This is a genomic window from Kitasatospora sp. MAP5-34 (genome assembly GCF_029894335.1).
Lineage (GTDB): Bacteria > Actinomycetota > Actinomycetes > Streptomycetales > Streptomycetaceae > Kitasatospora.
Genome location: NZ_JARXZC010000038.1, coordinates 61485 through 76868, shown reverse-complemented (window position 1 = coordinate 76868; position 15384 = coordinate 61485). Strand labels below are relative to the sequence as shown.

Below are 15384 nucleotides of genomic sequence, written 5' to 3'. Positions count from 1 at the left end.
CGGCTCCAACGCCGTCAGAGCCGCACCGATCTCCGAACCGAGCAGCATCGTGCCCGTCGTCTCCACCGTGACCTGCACGAACACCGGCAGGTCCACGCCTGCCTCGGTCAGCGCCAGTTTCGCGCCCAGGATCGCGGCCTTGGTCTGCAGGAGATCCTGCGAGGTCTCCACCAGCAGCGCGTCCGCACCACCCGCGATCAAACCGGCCGCGTTCTCCTGGAACCCGTCCCGCAGCACGTCGTACGCCGCGTGCCCCAGCGTCGGCAGCTTCGTCCCGGGGCCGATCGAGCCCAGCACCCAGCGCGGCCGGTCCGGCGTCGCACAGCTGTCCGCCGCCTCGCGGGCGATCCGCGCACCCGCCTGCGACAGCTCGAAGATCCGCTCCGGGATGTCGTACTCCGTCAACGCCGCGAAGTTCGCCCCGAAGGTGTTCGTCTCCACACAGTCCACACCCACCGCGAAGTACGCGTCGTGCACCGAACGCACGATGTCCGGGCGGGTCACATTCAGAACCTCGTTACAGCCCTCCAGCTGCTCGAAGTCCTCCATCGACGGGTCCTGCGCCTGCAACATGGTGCCCATCGCACCATCGGCGACCACAACCCGGGTCGCAAGGGCTTCCCGCAGGGCGTTCGCACGGCCCTGCCGGACGGACAGGGGTGCCGCGGGTGTCGTCGGCCGTGCGCCGCTGGTGCTCACCGCGCACCTGCCGGGACTTCGCCGACCGATTCGCCGACCGATTCGCCGACCGATTCGCCAACCGAGCGGATGAGCTCCTGGGCCGAGACCTGGTACTCCTGGGTGCCGACCGTCTCCAGTGCCTTCGTGGCCAGGGCGCAGCCGAGCCGGGCGGCGCGTGGCAGCGGCCACCGCAGGCTGAGGCCGGCCAGGAAGCCGGCCCGGAAGGCGTCGCCGACGCCGGTGGGGTCGGCGAAACGGTCTGTCGGGACGGCGGGGACGGTCAGCGGGGTGGTGCCCGCCCGGGCGATCACGACGCCGTCCGCTCCGTGGGTGGTGACCCAGGTGCCGACCTGGTCCAGGACCTGGTCGTGGGTCCAGCCGGTGAGTTGGTGCAGCAGGGCTGCTTCGTACTCGTTGGTGAAGAGGTAGGCCGCGCCCTCGACCAGGTGCCGGGCCTCGGCCCTGGTCAGCCGGGCCAGTTGCTGTGAGGGGTCGGCGGCGAACGGCAGTCCGAGGGTGCGGCATTCGTCGGTGTGGCGGACCATCGCCTCGGGGTCGTTGGGGGCGATGACCACGAGGTCCAGTCCGCCGGCCCGTCCGGCCACCGGGGCGAGCGCGAGTTCGCGGGCCTCGGTCATCGCGCCGGCGTAGAAGGTGGCGATCTGGTTCTGGTCGGCGTCGGTGGTGCAGACGAACCGTGCGGTGTGCCGGGTCTCGCTGATCCGTACGGAGCCGGTGTCCACGCCGGCCGCCTCCAGCCAGGCCCGGTACTCCGCGAAGTCGGTGCCGGCCGCGCCGACCAGGATCGGGCGCAGGCCGAGCCGGCCCAGGCCGAAGGCGATGTTCGCCGCCACCCCGCCCCGGCGGATCACCAGTTCGTCGGCGAGGAAGGACAGGGAGACCTTGTCGAGCCGGCCCTCGATCAGCTGGTCGGCGAACCGGCCGGGATAGACCATCAGATGGTCGGTGGCGATCGAACCGGTGACGGCAATACGCACAGCGGTGCCTCCTTGGGGCAACTGACCTACGTACGAGGGGAACTGGCGTGGCCCGGCCGTTGTCAGCCCAGCGCCACGGCGCGGAGCTTGTCGACCCGGTCGGTGCGCTCCCAGGTGAAGTCGGGCAGCTCGCGGCCGAAGTGGCCGTAGGCGGAGGTCTGCGCGTAGATCGGGCGCAGCAGGTCGAGGTCGCGGATGATCGCGGCGGGGCGGAGGTCGAAGACCTCGGTGACGGCGTTCTGGATGTCCAGGACGGGGACGGTCTCGGTGCCGAAGGTCTCGACGAACAGGCCGACGGGCTCGGCCTTGCCGATGGCGTAGGCGACCTGGACCTCGGCGCGGCGGGCCAGGCCGGCCGCGACGATGTTCTTGGCGACCCAGCGCATCGCGTACGCGGCGGAGCGGTCGACCTTGGACGGGTCCTTGCCGGAGAACGCGCCGCCGCCGTGGCGGGCCATGCCGCCGTACGTGTCGACGATGATCTTGCGGCCGGTCAGGCCGGCGTCGCCCATCGGGCCGCCGATCTCGAAGCGGCCGGTGGGGTTCACCAGCAGGCGGTGGTCGGAGGTGTCGAGGGTGAGGCCCTCGGCCGCGAGGGCGGCCAGCACGGGGGCGACGACGAACTCCTTGATGTCGGGCCCCAGCAGCGTGTCGAGGTCGATGTCGGCGGCGTGCTGCGTGGACACCACGACGGTGTCCAGGCGCACCGCGCGGTCGCCGTCGTACTCGATGGTGACCTGGGTCTTGCCGTCGGGGCGCAGGTAGGGGACGGTGCCGTCCTTGCGGACCTGGGACAGCCGCTGGGAGAGGCGGTGCGCCAGCGAGATCGGCAGCGGCATCAGCTCGGGGGTGTCGTCGCAGGCGTAGCCGAACATCAGGCCCTGGTCGCCGGCGCCCTGGCGGCTCAGGTCGTCCGTCACGGGGGTCTCGGGGGCGGCGGCCCCGACGCGGTTCTCGTACGCGTCGTCCACGCCCTGGGCGATGTCCGGGGACTGCGAGCCGATGGAGACGGAGACCCCGCAGGACTCGCCGTCGAAGCCCTTGGCCGAGGAGTCGTAGCCGATGTCCAGGACGGCCTCGCGGACCAGGGCGGCGATGTCGGCGTAGGCGGTGGTGGTCACCTCGCCGGCGATGTGCACCTGGCCGGTGGTGATGAGGGTCTCGACGGCGACCCGGGAGCGGGGGTCGCTGCGCAGCAGGGCGTCCAGGATGGTGTCGCTGATCCGGTCGGCGATTTTGTCTGGGTGGCCCTCGGTCACGGACTCCGAGGTGAAGAGGCGACGGGACACGGTTCCTCCGGGTGGTCGGCTTCGGCGGGTTGGGGGGCGGCTGCCCTTTGCGTCTGCGGGCTCGCGCAGCGTGGGTGGCGGCTCTTCAAACCTGCTCAAGGCCGGGTCGAAGGCGCCGCAGGGGTGGTGCGGGGGTGGTCCGCTCCAGCGGGGCCCGAGCGGCGCGCCGCACCGTGCCAGGGTCACCGCACACGGGAGCGGGCCGAAGAGAAGAGAGGGGTCGATGGCTATGCCGACGAGCCGATCACCGTTGCAGGTCCTGGTCATTGGCGGCGGTATCGGCGGTCTCTGCCTGGCCCAGGGGCTGCGGCAGGCCGGTGTCGAGGTCAGCGTGTTCGAGCGGGACGGCTCCGCCGACGGGCGGCGGCAGGGCTACCGGCTGCGGATCAGTCCCGAGGGCGAGCGCGGGCTGCTCGCCTGCCTGCCGACGGCCCTCGGTGAGTTGCTCTCGGCGACCGCGAACGTCCGTGACGACAGCGGGCTGGTCGCCTACGACGAGCACCTCGTCGAGCAGTGGGCGCCGAGCTTCGAGGACCCCCGGGCGGACGCGCCCGACAAGATCGACGCGGTCGACCGGGTGACGCTGCGCCGGATCCTGCTGGCCGGTCTGGAGGAGGTGGTCCGGTTCGGCAAGAACTTCCGCAGCCTGGAGCGTACGGCGGCCGGGCGGGTGGTCGCGCACTTCGAGGACGGCAGTTCGGCGGAGGGCGATGTGCTGATCGCCGCCGACGGGACCAACTCCCGGGTGCGGGAGCAGCTGCGGCCCTGGGACCGGCCCCGGGATCTGGGGATCCGTACGGTGTTCTCGCGGATCCCCCGGGCGGCGGCGGTCGCGGCGGGTCTGCCGGAGGCTTTGCAGGACCGTTTCAGCTATGTGATCGGCACGGACGGCCACCACCTGGGCCTGATGCCGATGACCTTCCGCGCCCGGCCGTCGGAGGCCGCCGCCCGGTTGTGGCCGACGGCCGAGCTGGTGGACAGCGACGACTACTACATGTCGGTCTTCAACGTGCACCAGGCGGATCTGGGCATGGACGACGAGGCGTTCTTCGCGTTGAGCGGTGAGCAGTTGTGCCGGCTGGTGGTCGAGCGGACCTCGGCCTGGCACCCCGACCTGCGCGGGATCTTCGGCCACGCGCTGGCGGACACCACCTTCGCCGTCGCGCTGCGGGTCACCCAGCCGGTCCAGCCGTGGGAGGCCGGTCCGGTCGTGCCGCTGGGCGACGCGGTGCACACCATGCCGCCGTCGGGGGGCGTGGGCGCCAACACGGCGGTGCGTGACGCCGAGGCGCTCACCGTCCTGCTGACGGCGGTCGACCGTGGTGAGCGGGAGTTGGACGAGGCGATGGCGGAGTACCAGAAGGCGATGGCCGAGTACGCGACCCAGGGGGCGGAGATGTCCCTGCGGATCGCCCAGTGGTCGATCCGCAAGGCCGGCGCGCAGGAGAGCGCGGGCTGAGCGCTGCCGGGGGCGCGGGGCGGGCTTCTCCACCAGAATCAGCGTGCCGCCCAGACGCCCCCGCACCGCGTCGGCCGGGGCTGTCGAGGGTCAGCAGTCGGCGGAGAAATCCCCGGCGCGTACCCCGGCCACGAAGGCTGACCATGCGTCGGTGGGGAAGATCAGCGTCGGGCCGTAAGGGTCCTTGGAGTCGCGGACCGGCATCACACCGGGGAAGCCGTCGGCCACCTCGACGCAGTCGCCAGAGTCTCCGCTGAACGTGCTCTTCCGCCAGCTGGCGTTGTCGAGATCGAGAGCGAGCATCCTCGGTACCTTTCGTTTGTTGCCGATCACAGATCTTGCTTGACTCGGGTGATCATGTCGAGGCTCTCGGAGGGGCTCAAGGCGCTTGGTGACTGATTTGGTGCTTTCTGACACGCTGAGTTGATCTTGGCGTTTCTGCTGGTTGATCATTGGGTCTTGTGTCCGAGACCCTGCCGCTGCCGAGCTATGCGGAACTGGGTGCACTCGTTGGCGAGTTGCGGAGCGAGCTGGCTGCAGCCAGGGCGGAGATCGCTGAGCTGCGGGCGGAGAACGCGGAGCTCAAGCGGCGTCTGGGGATGAACTCGAAGAACTCGTCCAAGCCGCCGTCCAGCGACGGGCTTGCCCGCCCGGCGTCACTGCGCAAGCCCTCGGGTCGCGGCCCGGGCAAGCCCCGCGGCACTGCCGGGGGCTCACTGATGCAGGTCGACGCACCGGATGCGGTCGAGGTCCACACTCCGCAGGAGTGCCGGGGCTGCGCGGGCGACCTGGCGTTGGCCGAGGTGGTCTCTCTCGAGCGGCGTCAGGTCTTCGACCTGCCCGAGATCCGCCTGCGGGTGACCGAGCAGCGCATCGAGCACCGCCGCTGCGTGTGCGGGCAGGTCACCGCCGCCGCCCCGCCAAACGCGCCGGCGGCCCCGGCCCAGTACGGGCCCCAGTTGAAGAGCCTGGCCCTCTACCTGCTCACCCGTCAGCACCTGCCCTACGAGCGGTGCGCCGAACTGCTCGCCGACGTCCTCGGCGCCGACGTGGCCACCGCGACCCTGCTCGGTTGGGCCGGACAGGCCGCCGACGCGGTCGCCGAGCACACCGAGGCCGTGCGGCAACAACTTGTCGAGTGCGAAGTGGTCGGCTTCGATGAGACCGGCACCCGCGTCGCCGGCCGCACCTGCTGGGTGCACACCGCCTGCACCCGCTCGCTGACGCTCTACCTGGTCCATGCGAAGCGCGGCGTGCAGGCGTTCGAGGCCATGGGCGTCCTGCCATACTTCACCGGCGTCGCCGTTCACGACGGCTGGAAGCCCTACAAGACCTACACCGACGTAGCCCACGCCCTGTGCAACGCGCACCACCTGCGCGAACTCGCCGCTGTCGTGGAGAACGTGCCCGACGGCCGCCCCGAGACCTGGGCCGGGGACCTCGCCACGCTGCTGGTGGACACCTGGGACGAGGTCAAGGCCATCCGGGCCGCACACCCGCACTCCACCGGCTTCACCGTGGACACCCTCGAACGCCTGGCCCGCTACGAGGAGATCGTCGCCGCCGGGCGGACCTCGCACCCGGCCCGCGCCCCGGGTGAGCCGCGTCGCAAGCGGTCGAAGGCAGCGAACCTGCTCGACCGCCTCGACACCGAACGCGACCAGGTACTCCGCTTCGCCTTCGACTGGCGGGTGCCCTTCGACAACAACACCAGCGAGCAGGCCATCCGGATGGCCAAGATCCAACAGAAGGTCACCGGCGGCTGGCGCACGGCACTCGGCGCCGAGCGCTACTTCACCGTGCGCGGCTACCTGTCCACCGCCGCGAAGCAGGGCCACAACCTCCTCGACGCCATCGCCCGACTCTTCGACCCCCGAGGCGCCTGGATCCCCGTCCCGACCTGACATCACCGAGACTGACACGCAAGCGGCGGCGCGTTCGCGCTGCCGCTTGGCCCCTGCAGCCCCGGCCGGGCATGTGGCCTTGCGGCTGTTCCGGGCCGGGGCGGCAAGGCGCCCGTTGCGTTCGCCTACTCACGAGTGGCCGGCCCGCAGGGGCCCGATGGGGAGGATGGTTTGCCCGGTCAGCGGGGGGACAGGACCGCGACCTCGTGACCGAAGCCGACCACAAGCCGCCCGCCGGGAGCCACCGCCAACGCATTCACTTCTGCGGGGAACGCCAGTTCCGGCCCCATGTGCTCGCCGGTGGCCAGGTCCCACACCCGCACCGTTCCATCCTGGCCGCCGGTGACGGCGACCGGCCGGCCCTCCATGACTCCGGTTGCCGTCACCGCCTCCATGCGGGTGTGGCCTTGCAGGGGGTCGCCGATCTGCTGACGGGTGGACAGGTCCCATATTCGTACGGTTCCGTCGTCGCCGAGGGTGACGGCGACCTGCCGGCCGTCCAGTACGGTCGTTACCACCGCACGCACCCCTTGCGTGTGGCCTTCCAGGGGGTCGCCGATCTGCTCGCCGGTGCCCAGGTCCCACACCCGCACCGACCCATCCTCGCCGCCGGTGACGGCGACCGGACGGCCCTCCACCTCCCCGGTTGCCGCCGCCCGCACCCTGCCAGTGTGGCCTGGCTCGCCGATCGGCTGGCCGGTGGCCAGGTCCCATACCCGCACCGTCCCGTCCCGGCCGCCGGTGACGGCGACCGTGGTCGTCGCCACCAACAGGTCTCCGGCGAGACCTGGCAGCGCGTCCCCGATCTGCTCGCCGGTAGCCAGGTCCCACACCCGCACCGTTCCATCCTGGCCGCCGGTGACGGCGACCGGACGGCCCTCCACCTCCCCGGTTGCCGCCGCCCGCACCGTCCGCGGCCAGCGGGTCTGGCATTCCAGCGGCTCGCCGATCGGCTCGCCGGTGGCCAGGTCCCACACCCGCACCGTTCCATCCTGGCTGCCGGTGACGGCGACCGGCCGGCCCTCAACCACCCCGGTGGCCACCGTCGAGATTTCTTCGCTGTGGCCTCGCACGGGGTTGCCGATCTGCTGGCGGGTAGCCAGGTCCCACACCCACACCCACCCCCACTCGCCGCCAGTGACGGCGACCGGCCGACCCTCAACCACCCCGGTGGCCACCGCCCACACCTCAATGGGATGGTACGACTGGGCATGGCCTACCAAGGGCTCGCCGATCTGCTGGCGCGTGGCCAGGTCCCACACCCGCACCGTCGCATCATCGCTGCCGGTGACGGCGACCGGCCGGCCCTCAACCACCCCGGTGGCCACCGCAGACACGTCCCCGAGATGGCCTTCCAAGGGCTCGCCGATCGGCTGGCGGGTGGCCAGGTCCCACATCCGCACCGTTCCATCCTTGCCGCCGGTGACGGCGACCGGACGATCGTCCACCACCGCCGTCGCCACCGCGCGCACCCGTTGCGTGTGGCCTTCCAGGGGGTCGCCGATCTGCTCGCCGGTGACCAGGTCCCACACCCGTACCGCCGCGTCGCCGGCGGTGACGGCGACCGGCCGGCCGTCCACCACCGCCGTGGCCGCCGAAAACACCGGGTTGTCGTGGCCGTGCAGGAAGCCGCCGATCTGCTCGCCGGTGGCCAGATCCCATACCCGCACCGTCTTCTCGTATCCGCCGATGACGGCGACCGGCCGGCCCTCGACCACGGCCGTCGCCACCGCACACACGTCTTCGTGTTCCGGCGCGTCTTCGCCTTCCAGTGCGTCGCCGACCTGCTCGCCGGTGACCAGGTCCCACACCCGTGCCGCCGTGTCGTCGCTGCCGCCGGTGACGACGACCGGCCGGCCCTCCACCACGCTCGTCGCCACGGCGTACCCCCCGCCGTCCTGGACCAGGGGGTCGCCGATCTGCTCGCCGGTGGCCAGGTCCCACACCCGTGCCGCCGCGTCCTCGCCGCCGGTGACGGCGACCGGGCGGCCATCCAGCACGGTCGTCGCCATCGCGGACACAGGGGCGCCGTGGTTGGTCATGGCCTGGCGGAACCGGGCATCCACCTGGGAACCGGTGGACCACTCCACCCCCCACCGCGGCGCAGGCTCACCTGTCACCGGAACGGCACTGATCCGCGCCGCCAACTCCACGTCCCCGTACCGAGCCGCATCCAGCGCCAGCAACTGCCGACGCACCCCCGCCGTCGCATCCCGGTGCACATGCGCCGACGCCCGATACACCGCCGCCACCAAACGAGCCCGCGGACCCGCCCCCGAATCCAGCAACCCCCACACCCGCGCCGGATCGCCATTCACCAACAACCCCAGGTCCGTCCACCACGCACCCGCCACCACCGGACCGATACCCGAACCACCCTCACGCACATCACCATTCATGATCGGCACCGTAGACGCACCCGCTGACAACCACCACCTCCGGCACACGTCCGGGCCCGACATCACGGCATCACGTCGTTCCATCGACACCGGCAACCCCGCCCCCCGGACACGTACCACAGTCGCGGCGCCGGGCGGCTGACGCGCGGTAGCCGGGGGCGGCGGGAAGCTTTACGCGCCTTGTCGCACCGGGACCCGCGTCGGGCACAACCGGGGACACCCGGGGCAACTTTCAGGCAAGCCGACCGGCTCTACCAGCGCGACCGGACTCTGATGCACCGGCTCGTCGCCCATCCCGCCCTCACCGGGCCGCTCACCGCCCTGCTCGGTGGCGATCAGCGCCAGCACCTCGGCCTCACGGGCCGTCAGGCCGTCCAGCAGCTACATCACTCCGGGTGCCGAGGGCGCCGGTACGGGCGCCACCGACTGCCGTTCCATCACCCGGCTCTTCGACGGCCGAGGCGCCTGGATCCCCGCCCCGGCCTGACCACCAAACCAGTCACGGCGCTTGATCGTAGCGAGTCGAACGTGAGCGTATACGTGTCCGTCTCCTCTGGGGTCTCCATATACAGAGTGCCCGTGCGGTGCTCCACACACACGACGTCGGAGAACGCTGGGGTAGGGAAACTGAACAGCACGAACGACCCCATGACCCCCGCGTGAGCACCTGCACTGAACGGCAGCACTTGAAACTCGTTGCTCGGATGCTCCGCCACTTGTTGCAGGTGCTCGAGCTGCGCGCGCATGACCTTCGCGCCCCCGACTTGTCCGCGCAGCGCAGCCTCCCCCTCGATCACGCACAGCCGGGGCGGCGCATCGATGCTCAGGACCTCCTGTCGCTGCATCCGGACTGACACCAACTCATCAACCCGATGGGGCGGCATCCTCACCGGCGAGGCACGGAAGAGCGCGCGGGCGTAGTCGGCGGTCTGCAGCAGCCCAGCAACCAACATCGGCTGGAACGACCGGATGTAGCTGGCACTGTCCTCGTAGTCGATGTAGTCGGCGTAGGACGGCAGCGCGACTCCCAGTCGTTGCGTCCAGCCACGCTCCGCACTGCGCCGGGTGAGCGCCACCAGGTCTTCCACAGTCGGCAAAGTGGTGTGGTGCCTGGTGGGCCCGTCGGCCGGGGGCACGGCGTGAGTGCGGGGCGGCTGCTGACCGCGCGCCTGCGGGCGGCCCGGGCGGTCGGGCGGTACGTCCAAGGGCGGGACTCGCCCGCGCGGCCGATGGTGACCGGCGCCTGGAACGCGCGGGTCTTCGGCCTCGCCCTGGCCACCGGCACGCGGGCGCGGATCACCCGCAGCGGCGGCGGCCGCTACCGCGTCCAGGCGTCCCTGCCGCAGGGCCTGCACGGCGACGCACAGCTGACGGTACTGAAAGTCCTCGCCCGCGCGGGCCGCTACGGCCACCACTACCGGCCGGACGCACAAGCAGTCTGGGCGGAACTCACCTGAAAGAAACGGGAGTTGAGTAACGATCACACCGGTTTGTCAGCAAATGGTGCCAAGCCCACCGGAATCAGCGTGCCGCCCGGACGCTTCCGTTAACGTCCCGTCCCATGAGTCACGCACCGCTGCCACCCGCGCAGTACTACGCCACCCTGCCCAAGCACATCGCCGGGGCCGGCGTCATCATCCACGACGACCTCGGCCGGATCCTGCTGGTCAAGCCCTCCTACCGCAACGACTCCTGGGAGGTGCCCGGCGGCGGGCTGGACCCCGGTGAGGACCCCTGGCAGACCGCCCAGCGGGAGGTCAAGGAAGAACTCGGCATCGACCTGCTCCCCGGCCGTCTGCTCCTCGTCGACTGGGTGCCCGAGCAGAGCGACGGCAGGCCGCCGCTCGCGAACTTCCTCTTCGACGGCGGCACCCTCACCCAGGAACAGGCCGAACGGCGCCTCCACCTGGACCCGAGCGAACTCACCCAGTGGCAACTGGCCACCCCCGCCCAGTGGGACGACCTGCTCGCCCCACACATGACCCGCCGCCTGCACGCATGCGCACACGCCCTGGCCACCGGCACCACCACCTACCTGCACCACGGCTCCGACCCCACCCGCCCCAACAGCTGACGCCCGCGTTCCTTCCCACCGGCACGCGGGCACCGGCCGGAAGGTAGGGGGAGCCGGTCACCCCACCCGTGGGGTGACCGGCGGGCCGTCGGTACGCTGTGCGCCGACACAGACGGGGGCGGCAGCATGGCACACGGCAAGAGACCCAAGCGCACGGCGAAGGACCGGACGAAGTACCGGCCGACCCAGCGACGGCCCCGGCGGGGGCCGGGCCGCCGGCCGGAGCGGCTCGGGCTGCTCGGACTCACGGTGCTGACGCTCATCGGCCTCGCGATCGCCTACGGCGCGGGTGCCGTGTCCGTCAACGCCGTCACCGGCCTCCGCAGCGCCGCCGGGCTCACCGGCGCGACGGGCCGGCTGCAGGTCCAGGAGTGCTGGCCGCACCGACACCCCAAGGGTTCGGTCGACTACAGCTGCCTCGGCGAGATCGTCCCGCACTCCGCCGCGCCCTGGGCCGAGAAGAACCAGGTCTGGGTCATGAACGAGTCCCATGACGAGCGGGGCAAGGCCCTGGAGGTCGACTGCCCCGCCACCGACGGCGACTGCGTCCGGGCCGGCCTGCACGCCGTCCTGGAGATGGTCATGGGGCTGTACTTCGCCCTCGGCTTCGTCGTCTTCGGCCTCGGGATCGTCGGGGCCGCGTTCCTCCAGCGCCGGCCCGAGCGCTTCGAACAGCTGAGGACCAGGTACCGCCGCCCGGCCGGGTGGGCCCTCGCCACCGTGGTCGCGATCGCCGTGGGTCTCGTCATCGCCTTTGTGGCGACCTAGTCGTACCGACCGCGCAAGTCCGTGGCGGTGTTCTATCGGGCTCACTCGGGGCCCGCTGCTCTAGGGTGAGGGCGGGGCCCCCGGGGGCCCGGACCGAGGAGGAGCATGCGTCGGTACCGGAACTACTGGGTCTACAGCTGCGGGCTGGGCGTGGCCTGGGCGGCGGTGCTCGGACTGACATCGGCGCTGCGCGGGGAGTCGGAACTGCGCCGGGTGCTGCCCGTCTTCGGCGGCTTCTGCATCGGGTGGGTGTCCACGACGATCGCCCGTTACGTCTACCCGCCGCCGGAACGCTGGACATCGAAGCAGCCCCCGGCGCCAGGAGCGGGTGCCCAGGACGGCCCCTGACCGCGATCGGCCGACGAGGCCCGTCCGGTGCGGTCCGCTCCAGCCGGTGCTGCGGTCGCTTCGGCGGCATGGAGGATGAGGACGACTCACACGATCGCTTGAGGCGCAGCCGGACAAGTCGGTCGCCTGGTCGGGCGCGCGTTCTGGGTGCCCGACCAGGGACTCGCTCGGTTACAGGTACGGGCGGGTGATCAGCTCAATCGCGTGACCGGCAGGGTCCTTGAAGTACACCCCTCGACCGCCGTGCTCATTGTTGATCTCGTCGGGACGTCGCATCTGCGGATCGGCCCAGTGCTCGATGCCGCGATCACGCAGCCGGCGATACGTCCGATCGAACAGCTCGTCGTCGATCAGAAAAGCGTAGTGCTGCATCTGGATCTCCACCGGCGGCTCGGCGAACTGAAGCAGCACGCCATCGTTGAGCTGAATGTTGGTGAACGGGCCCCATGACGGTGCTTCCGGAAGTTCCAACAGCTCCCGGAAGAACCGAGCCGACTCGTTGCGATCCTTGGCGGCGATGATGGTGTGGTTGAACGTGACTGTCATTCGGCTGACCTCGCTGTTGCTCGACACGAAGAACGGACTCGCAATGCACGAGCGTTGGGAGGTCCGCGTGCCGAACTGAGGGGGTGCCTTCTCCGCACCCACCGTGCGATCAGCCCTCCACCGGATAGCCGATCTGTGTGTGGCGTAGTGCCGGTCCGGTGTTCACGGTGGACGACCGTACTGGATCTCGCGGGCTGTGACAACAGAAAAAGCGATCGGTCAAAACAGCTGAGGTGTCCTCACCGTGTGCAGGACAGCTCGGGGAGTGTCGAACGTCCTACCGAGCAACGAGAGGCCCTGACCAGCCCCAACCCCGACAGCCCCCGCGCGGGCCGAGAGGCTGGCCGGCGCCGGTAGTTGGCCCAGGACAAGCCACAGCCCCGCGTGGCGTGGCCGGGTTCGCGCGGTCGCGGGGACTCCTGCTCCCGCAGCGCGGTCGGCTTCGCTGACGGCCTTGCCGCGCGGGCCGGGCCGCGTCGGAGCGTCCTTCGCCACCCCTCCTGCTGGACGAGTGGATCCGAAGTTCCGCCCCGCCCAGGCCGACGTCAACGCCCCGGTGCGTGCCCGGCCGCCGGCCTTGGCGATCAGCGCCACGGTCTCCGCAGCGGCCGCGTCGTTGCCGCCGTAGTGGACCGCGACCAGCGCCCCCTCGGCGGCGAGCCGCAGGGCGACCGCGCGACCGATCCCCCGCGAGCCGCCCGTCACCAGTGCGGTCATGCCGTCCAGTTCCCCCACGATCGCATTTCCCCTCGTGTTGCCCCGGTCGAATCCGGGACCGGTCTTCGGCTGTCACGGCCCGATGCCGGACACCCTTCCGGTATTCCCTGAGCCGAACTGCTGAAGCCGCCCGACTTCGGACTACTCGTCCAGCCGAACCCGCGATGGCATCCTGGCCTGCGTGACCGGACCGATCGATCCCTCTCTCGCCGATGCCGAACTGGCCTCCTTCATCGAGGCCGTTCGGCAGGACCCCGGACGTCCCGCCCGCGCCATGGGCGCAGCGGAGCTGCGGCGTGCGCAACGACTGCGCGCCGAAGCCCGGCCCCCGGGCCCCGAGATCGCCCACGTCGAGGATCTGACGGTCGGTCCGGCTGCCGTGGGGGCCCGCCTCTACCGGCCTTCGGCGGCGATCCGGCCGCTGGTGGTGTTCCTGCACGGAGGGATGTGGACCATCGGCGATCTGGAGTCGCACGATCGGGCCTGCCGCCGATTGGCCCTCAGCACCGGCGCTGCCGTACTGAGCGTCGACTTCCGCCGGGCTCCGGAGCACCCGTGGCCGGCTGCCGTCGACGACTGCGTGGACGCCATCCGGTGGGCGGCAGCCGGCGGAGCTTCCAGCGCCGGGATCGCAGGCCCGACCGTCGTCATGGGCGACAGCTCCGGCGGGAACCTCGCCGCGCTCGCCTGCCTGCGCCTGCGCGACGAAGGCGGACCGCTACCGGCCGCCCAGATCCTGGTCTACCCCAACACCGATCTGACACTCTCCTCTTCCAGCGCGCGGTCGAAGGCCACGGGCTGGGGCCTGACGACCGACGACGTCGCGTGGGGGGCCGAGCAATGGGTCCCGGACCCGTCCCGGCGCGCCGCCCCCGGGGTCAGCCCGCTGTACGCCGCCGACCTCGGCGGGCTGCCGCCCACCGTTGTCGTCACCGCGGAGCACGATCCGCTCCGGGACGAGGGCGACGCCTATGCCGCCCGGCTGGCCGCCGCGCACGTCCCGGTCCGACACCGCTGCGAGGCCGCAATGGTCCACGGATTCCTCACCCTCGACACCCTCTCTCCCGCCGCAGCGGCGGCGGGAGAGAGGGTGTTCGCGGACGTCGCCGATCTGCTCGACCGAGTCGGCTGACGCCTTGTCAGGCAGCGAGAGCCTCTGCCCCCTGGCCAGGACACCGCGTTCGAATTCGGGCTCCGGCCCGGACCAGGGCAACCAAGCGAGGAGCGTTGACCGCACGCCAGCGGGCCTGTGCGGACTCGATCGGGTGGTGGTAGCCGTTGCGGACCACCAGACGGCGGCCGGTCCCGTCCTGTTCCTCGGCCAACTCGGCTACGTGGGCCTTTACTTCGGGTCCTGCTCCAGGAAGTGCCACAGCCCCGCGCCGTGTCGGCCGGGGGCTGTCGGGGGTCGGGCTGGTCAGCAGTCGGCGGGGAACTCCCCTGCGCGCACGCCCGCCACGAACGCCCGCCAGGCATCGGCGGGGAAGACCAGCGCGGGGCCGCCCGGGTCCTTGGAGTCGCGGACCGGCAGCACGCCGGGGAAGCCGTCGGCCACCTCGATGCACTCCTGATTGTTGCCGCCGCCGCTGTATGTGGACTTGCGCCAAGTGGCGGACGAGAGGTTCTGTGAAGCAGTCGGCGTGTTGTTCATGGTCCGCAGTCCTTCATGGACGTGATCAGCTTCAGGGACTCCACGGGGGACCGAGCCTTGGTTCGCAGCTCGGCCATCTGCTCAAGGTAGGAGAGCTGTTCGTGCATCACGGCGGAACCGCCGACCTGCTGACGCAGAGCGGCCTCTGCCAGTACTACCCACACGGTGAGCGGGTCGTCCGAGGTGATCCGCTGCTGCCGGGCAAGGCGGACCGAACGAACTGTTCGATCTCTTCCGGCTTCGTCCACCCGTGGCTGGCCACCGACAACGCGCGGGTGTAATCGGGGATCTGGAGCAGGGCGGGGATCGTCTGACTCTGAAAGGTGTACACCTCCGACGCCACGGCTTCCAGTGCGATGAACCCGGACGCCTCCGCGAGCTGTTCCTGTGTCATGTCCGAGCCCCGTAGCGCTTTGACCCGTTCACTGGTGGTGCGTTCCGACCATGCCGTCATACCCTGGCTCCGTCCCGTGATTGGCCTCACTCGGACGGTACGCGCACAGGGTGCGTCGTGGAACCCGGCTGTCTGGCCGTCAGTTGACGGTGCGGC

Annotated in this window: 16 protein-coding genes and 2 pseudogenes; 8 read left to right on the top strand and 10 right to left on the bottom strand. The window is 71.0% G+C overall.

Annotation, left to right across the window (positions count from 1 at the left end):
* The 3 genes from P3T29_RS26110 to metK all read right to left on the bottom strand — a co-directional run.
* Positions 1 to 657 (bottom strand): homocysteine S-methyltransferase family protein (locus P3T29_RS26110; protein ID WP_280719083.1); only part of this gene is annotated, 657 nt, incomplete at its 3' end.
* Positions 658 to 695: 38 nt separating this feature from the next.
* On the bottom strand, positions 696 to 1679 hold the full coding sequence (locus P3T29_RS26105) for a carbohydrate kinase family protein (RefSeq protein ID WP_280719081.1): 984 nt from the start codon (positions 1677 to 1679) through the stop codon (positions 696 to 698).
* 62 nt (positions 1680 to 1741) lie between these two features.
* Positions 1742 to 2968 carry a methionine adenosyltransferase gene (gene metK / locus P3T29_RS26100; protein WP_280719080.1) on the bottom strand — a complete coding sequence of 409 codons (1227 nt, stop codon included), beginning with the start codon at positions 2966 to 2968 and terminating at the stop codon, positions 1742 to 1744.
* Between the two features lie 223 nt (positions 2969 to 3191).
* On the opposite strand from metK, the gene P3T29_RS26095 reads away from it, so the two are divergent.
* Entirely contained in the window at positions 3192 to 4427 is a 1236-nt protein-coding gene (locus tag P3T29_RS26095; protein WP_280719079.1) for an FAD-dependent monooxygenase, read from the top strand.
* A gap of 90 nt (positions 4428 to 4517) precedes the next feature.
* Here P3T29_RS26095 and P3T29_RS26090 read toward each other — a convergent pair whose 3' ends face one another.
* On the bottom strand, positions 4518 to 4730 hold the full coding sequence (locus P3T29_RS26090) for a DUF397 domain-containing protein (protein ID WP_280719078.1): 213 nt from the start codon (positions 4728 to 4730) through the stop codon (positions 4518 to 4520).
* Positions 4731 to 4888: 158 nt separating this feature from the next.
* Here P3T29_RS26090 and P3T29_RS26085 point away from each other — a divergent pair, with 158 nt between their 5' ends.
* Positions 4889 to 6331, top strand: coding sequence for an IS66 family transposase (locus P3T29_RS26085; RefSeq protein WP_280719077.1), 1443 nt, complete (start codon positions 4889 to 4891; stop codon positions 6329 to 6331).
* A 179-nt stretch (positions 6332 to 6510) separates the two neighbouring features.
* Here P3T29_RS26085 and P3T29_RS26080 read toward each other — a convergent pair whose 3' ends face one another.
* Together P3T29_RS26080 and P3T29_RS26075 are read right to left on the bottom strand one after the other, a co-directional pair.
* Positions 6511 to 8730 (bottom strand): WD40 repeat domain-containing protein, encoded by a 2220-nt coding sequence (locus P3T29_RS26080; RefSeq protein WP_280719076.1) that lies wholly within the window; start codon positions 8728 to 8730, stop codon positions 6511 to 6513.
* Positions 8731 to 9167: 437 nt separating this feature from the next.
* Positions 9168 to 9818 carry a DUF5753 domain-containing protein gene (locus P3T29_RS26075; protein WP_280719075.1) on the bottom strand — a complete coding sequence of 217 codons (651 nt, stop codon included), beginning with the start codon at positions 9816 to 9818 and terminating at the stop codon, positions 9168 to 9170.
* 18 nt (positions 9819 to 9836) lie between these two features.
* Between P3T29_RS26075 and P3T29_RS26070 the strand changes: the two genes are divergently transcribed.
* From P3T29_RS26070 to P3T29_RS26055, 4 genes are all read left to right on the top strand, one after another.
* Positions 9837 to 10187: a hypothetical protein gene (locus P3T29_RS26070; RefSeq protein WP_280719074.1), complete on the top strand. Its 351-nt coding sequence runs from the start codon at positions 9837 to 9839 to the stop codon at positions 10185 to 10187.
* A gap of 104 nt (positions 10188 to 10291) precedes the next feature.
* Complete coding sequence (locus P3T29_RS26065) at positions 10292 to 10804, top strand: NUDIX hydrolase (RefSeq protein WP_280719073.1); 513 nt, start codon at positions 10292 to 10294, stop codon at positions 10802 to 10804.
* Positions 10805 to 10930: 126 nt separating this feature from the next.
* On the top strand, positions 10931 to 11572 hold the full coding sequence (locus tag P3T29_RS26060) for a hypothetical protein (protein ID WP_280719072.1): 642 nt from the start codon (positions 10931 to 10933) through the stop codon (positions 11570 to 11572).
* Between the two features lie 105 nt (positions 11573 to 11677).
* Complete coding sequence (locus P3T29_RS26055; RefSeq protein WP_280719071.1) at positions 11678 to 11920, top strand: hypothetical protein; 243 nt, start codon at positions 11678 to 11680, stop codon at positions 11918 to 11920.
* Between the two features lie 171 nt (positions 11921 to 12091).
* On the opposite strand, the gene P3T29_RS26050 is transcribed toward P3T29_RS26055, so the two are convergent.
* Together P3T29_RS26050 and P3T29_RS26045 are read right to left on the bottom strand one after the other, a co-directional pair.
* On the bottom strand, positions 12092 to 12466 hold the full coding sequence (locus P3T29_RS26050) for a VOC family protein (RefSeq protein WP_280719070.1): 375 nt from the start codon (positions 12464 to 12466) through the stop codon (positions 12092 to 12094).
* A gap of 561 nt (positions 12467 to 13027) precedes the next feature.
* Positions 13028 to 13201, bottom strand: a pseudogene (locus P3T29_RS26045) (SDR family NAD(P)-dependent oxidoreductase); the annotation flags it as partial.
* Positions 13202 to 13364: 163 nt separating this feature from the next.
* Here P3T29_RS26045 and P3T29_RS26040 point away from each other — a divergent pair.
* Complete coding sequence (locus P3T29_RS26040; RefSeq protein WP_280719069.1) at positions 13365 to 14315, top strand: alpha/beta hydrolase; 951 nt, start codon at positions 13365 to 13367, stop codon at positions 14313 to 14315.
* Positions 14316 to 14322: 7 nt separating this feature from the next.
* Here the strand turns inward: P3T29_RS26040 and P3T29_RS26035 are convergent.
* Positions 14323 to 14445, bottom strand: a pseudogene (locus P3T29_RS26035) (IS256 family transposase); the annotation flags it as partial.
* Positions 14446 to 14600: 155 nt separating this feature from the next.
* On the bottom strand, positions 14601 to 14834 hold the full coding sequence (locus P3T29_RS26030; RefSeq protein ID WP_280719068.1) for a DUF397 domain-containing protein: 234 nt from the start codon (positions 14832 to 14834) through the stop codon (positions 14601 to 14603).
* Positions 14835 to 14935: 101 nt separating this feature from the next.
* Between P3T29_RS26030 and P3T29_RS26025 the strand changes: the two genes are divergently transcribed.
* On the top strand, positions 14936 to 15115 hold the full coding sequence (locus tag P3T29_RS26025; RefSeq protein ID WP_280719067.1) for a hypothetical protein: 180 nt from the start codon (positions 14936 to 14938) through the stop codon (positions 15113 to 15115).
* The last annotated feature ends 269 nt before the right edge of the window (positions 15116 to 15384 follow it).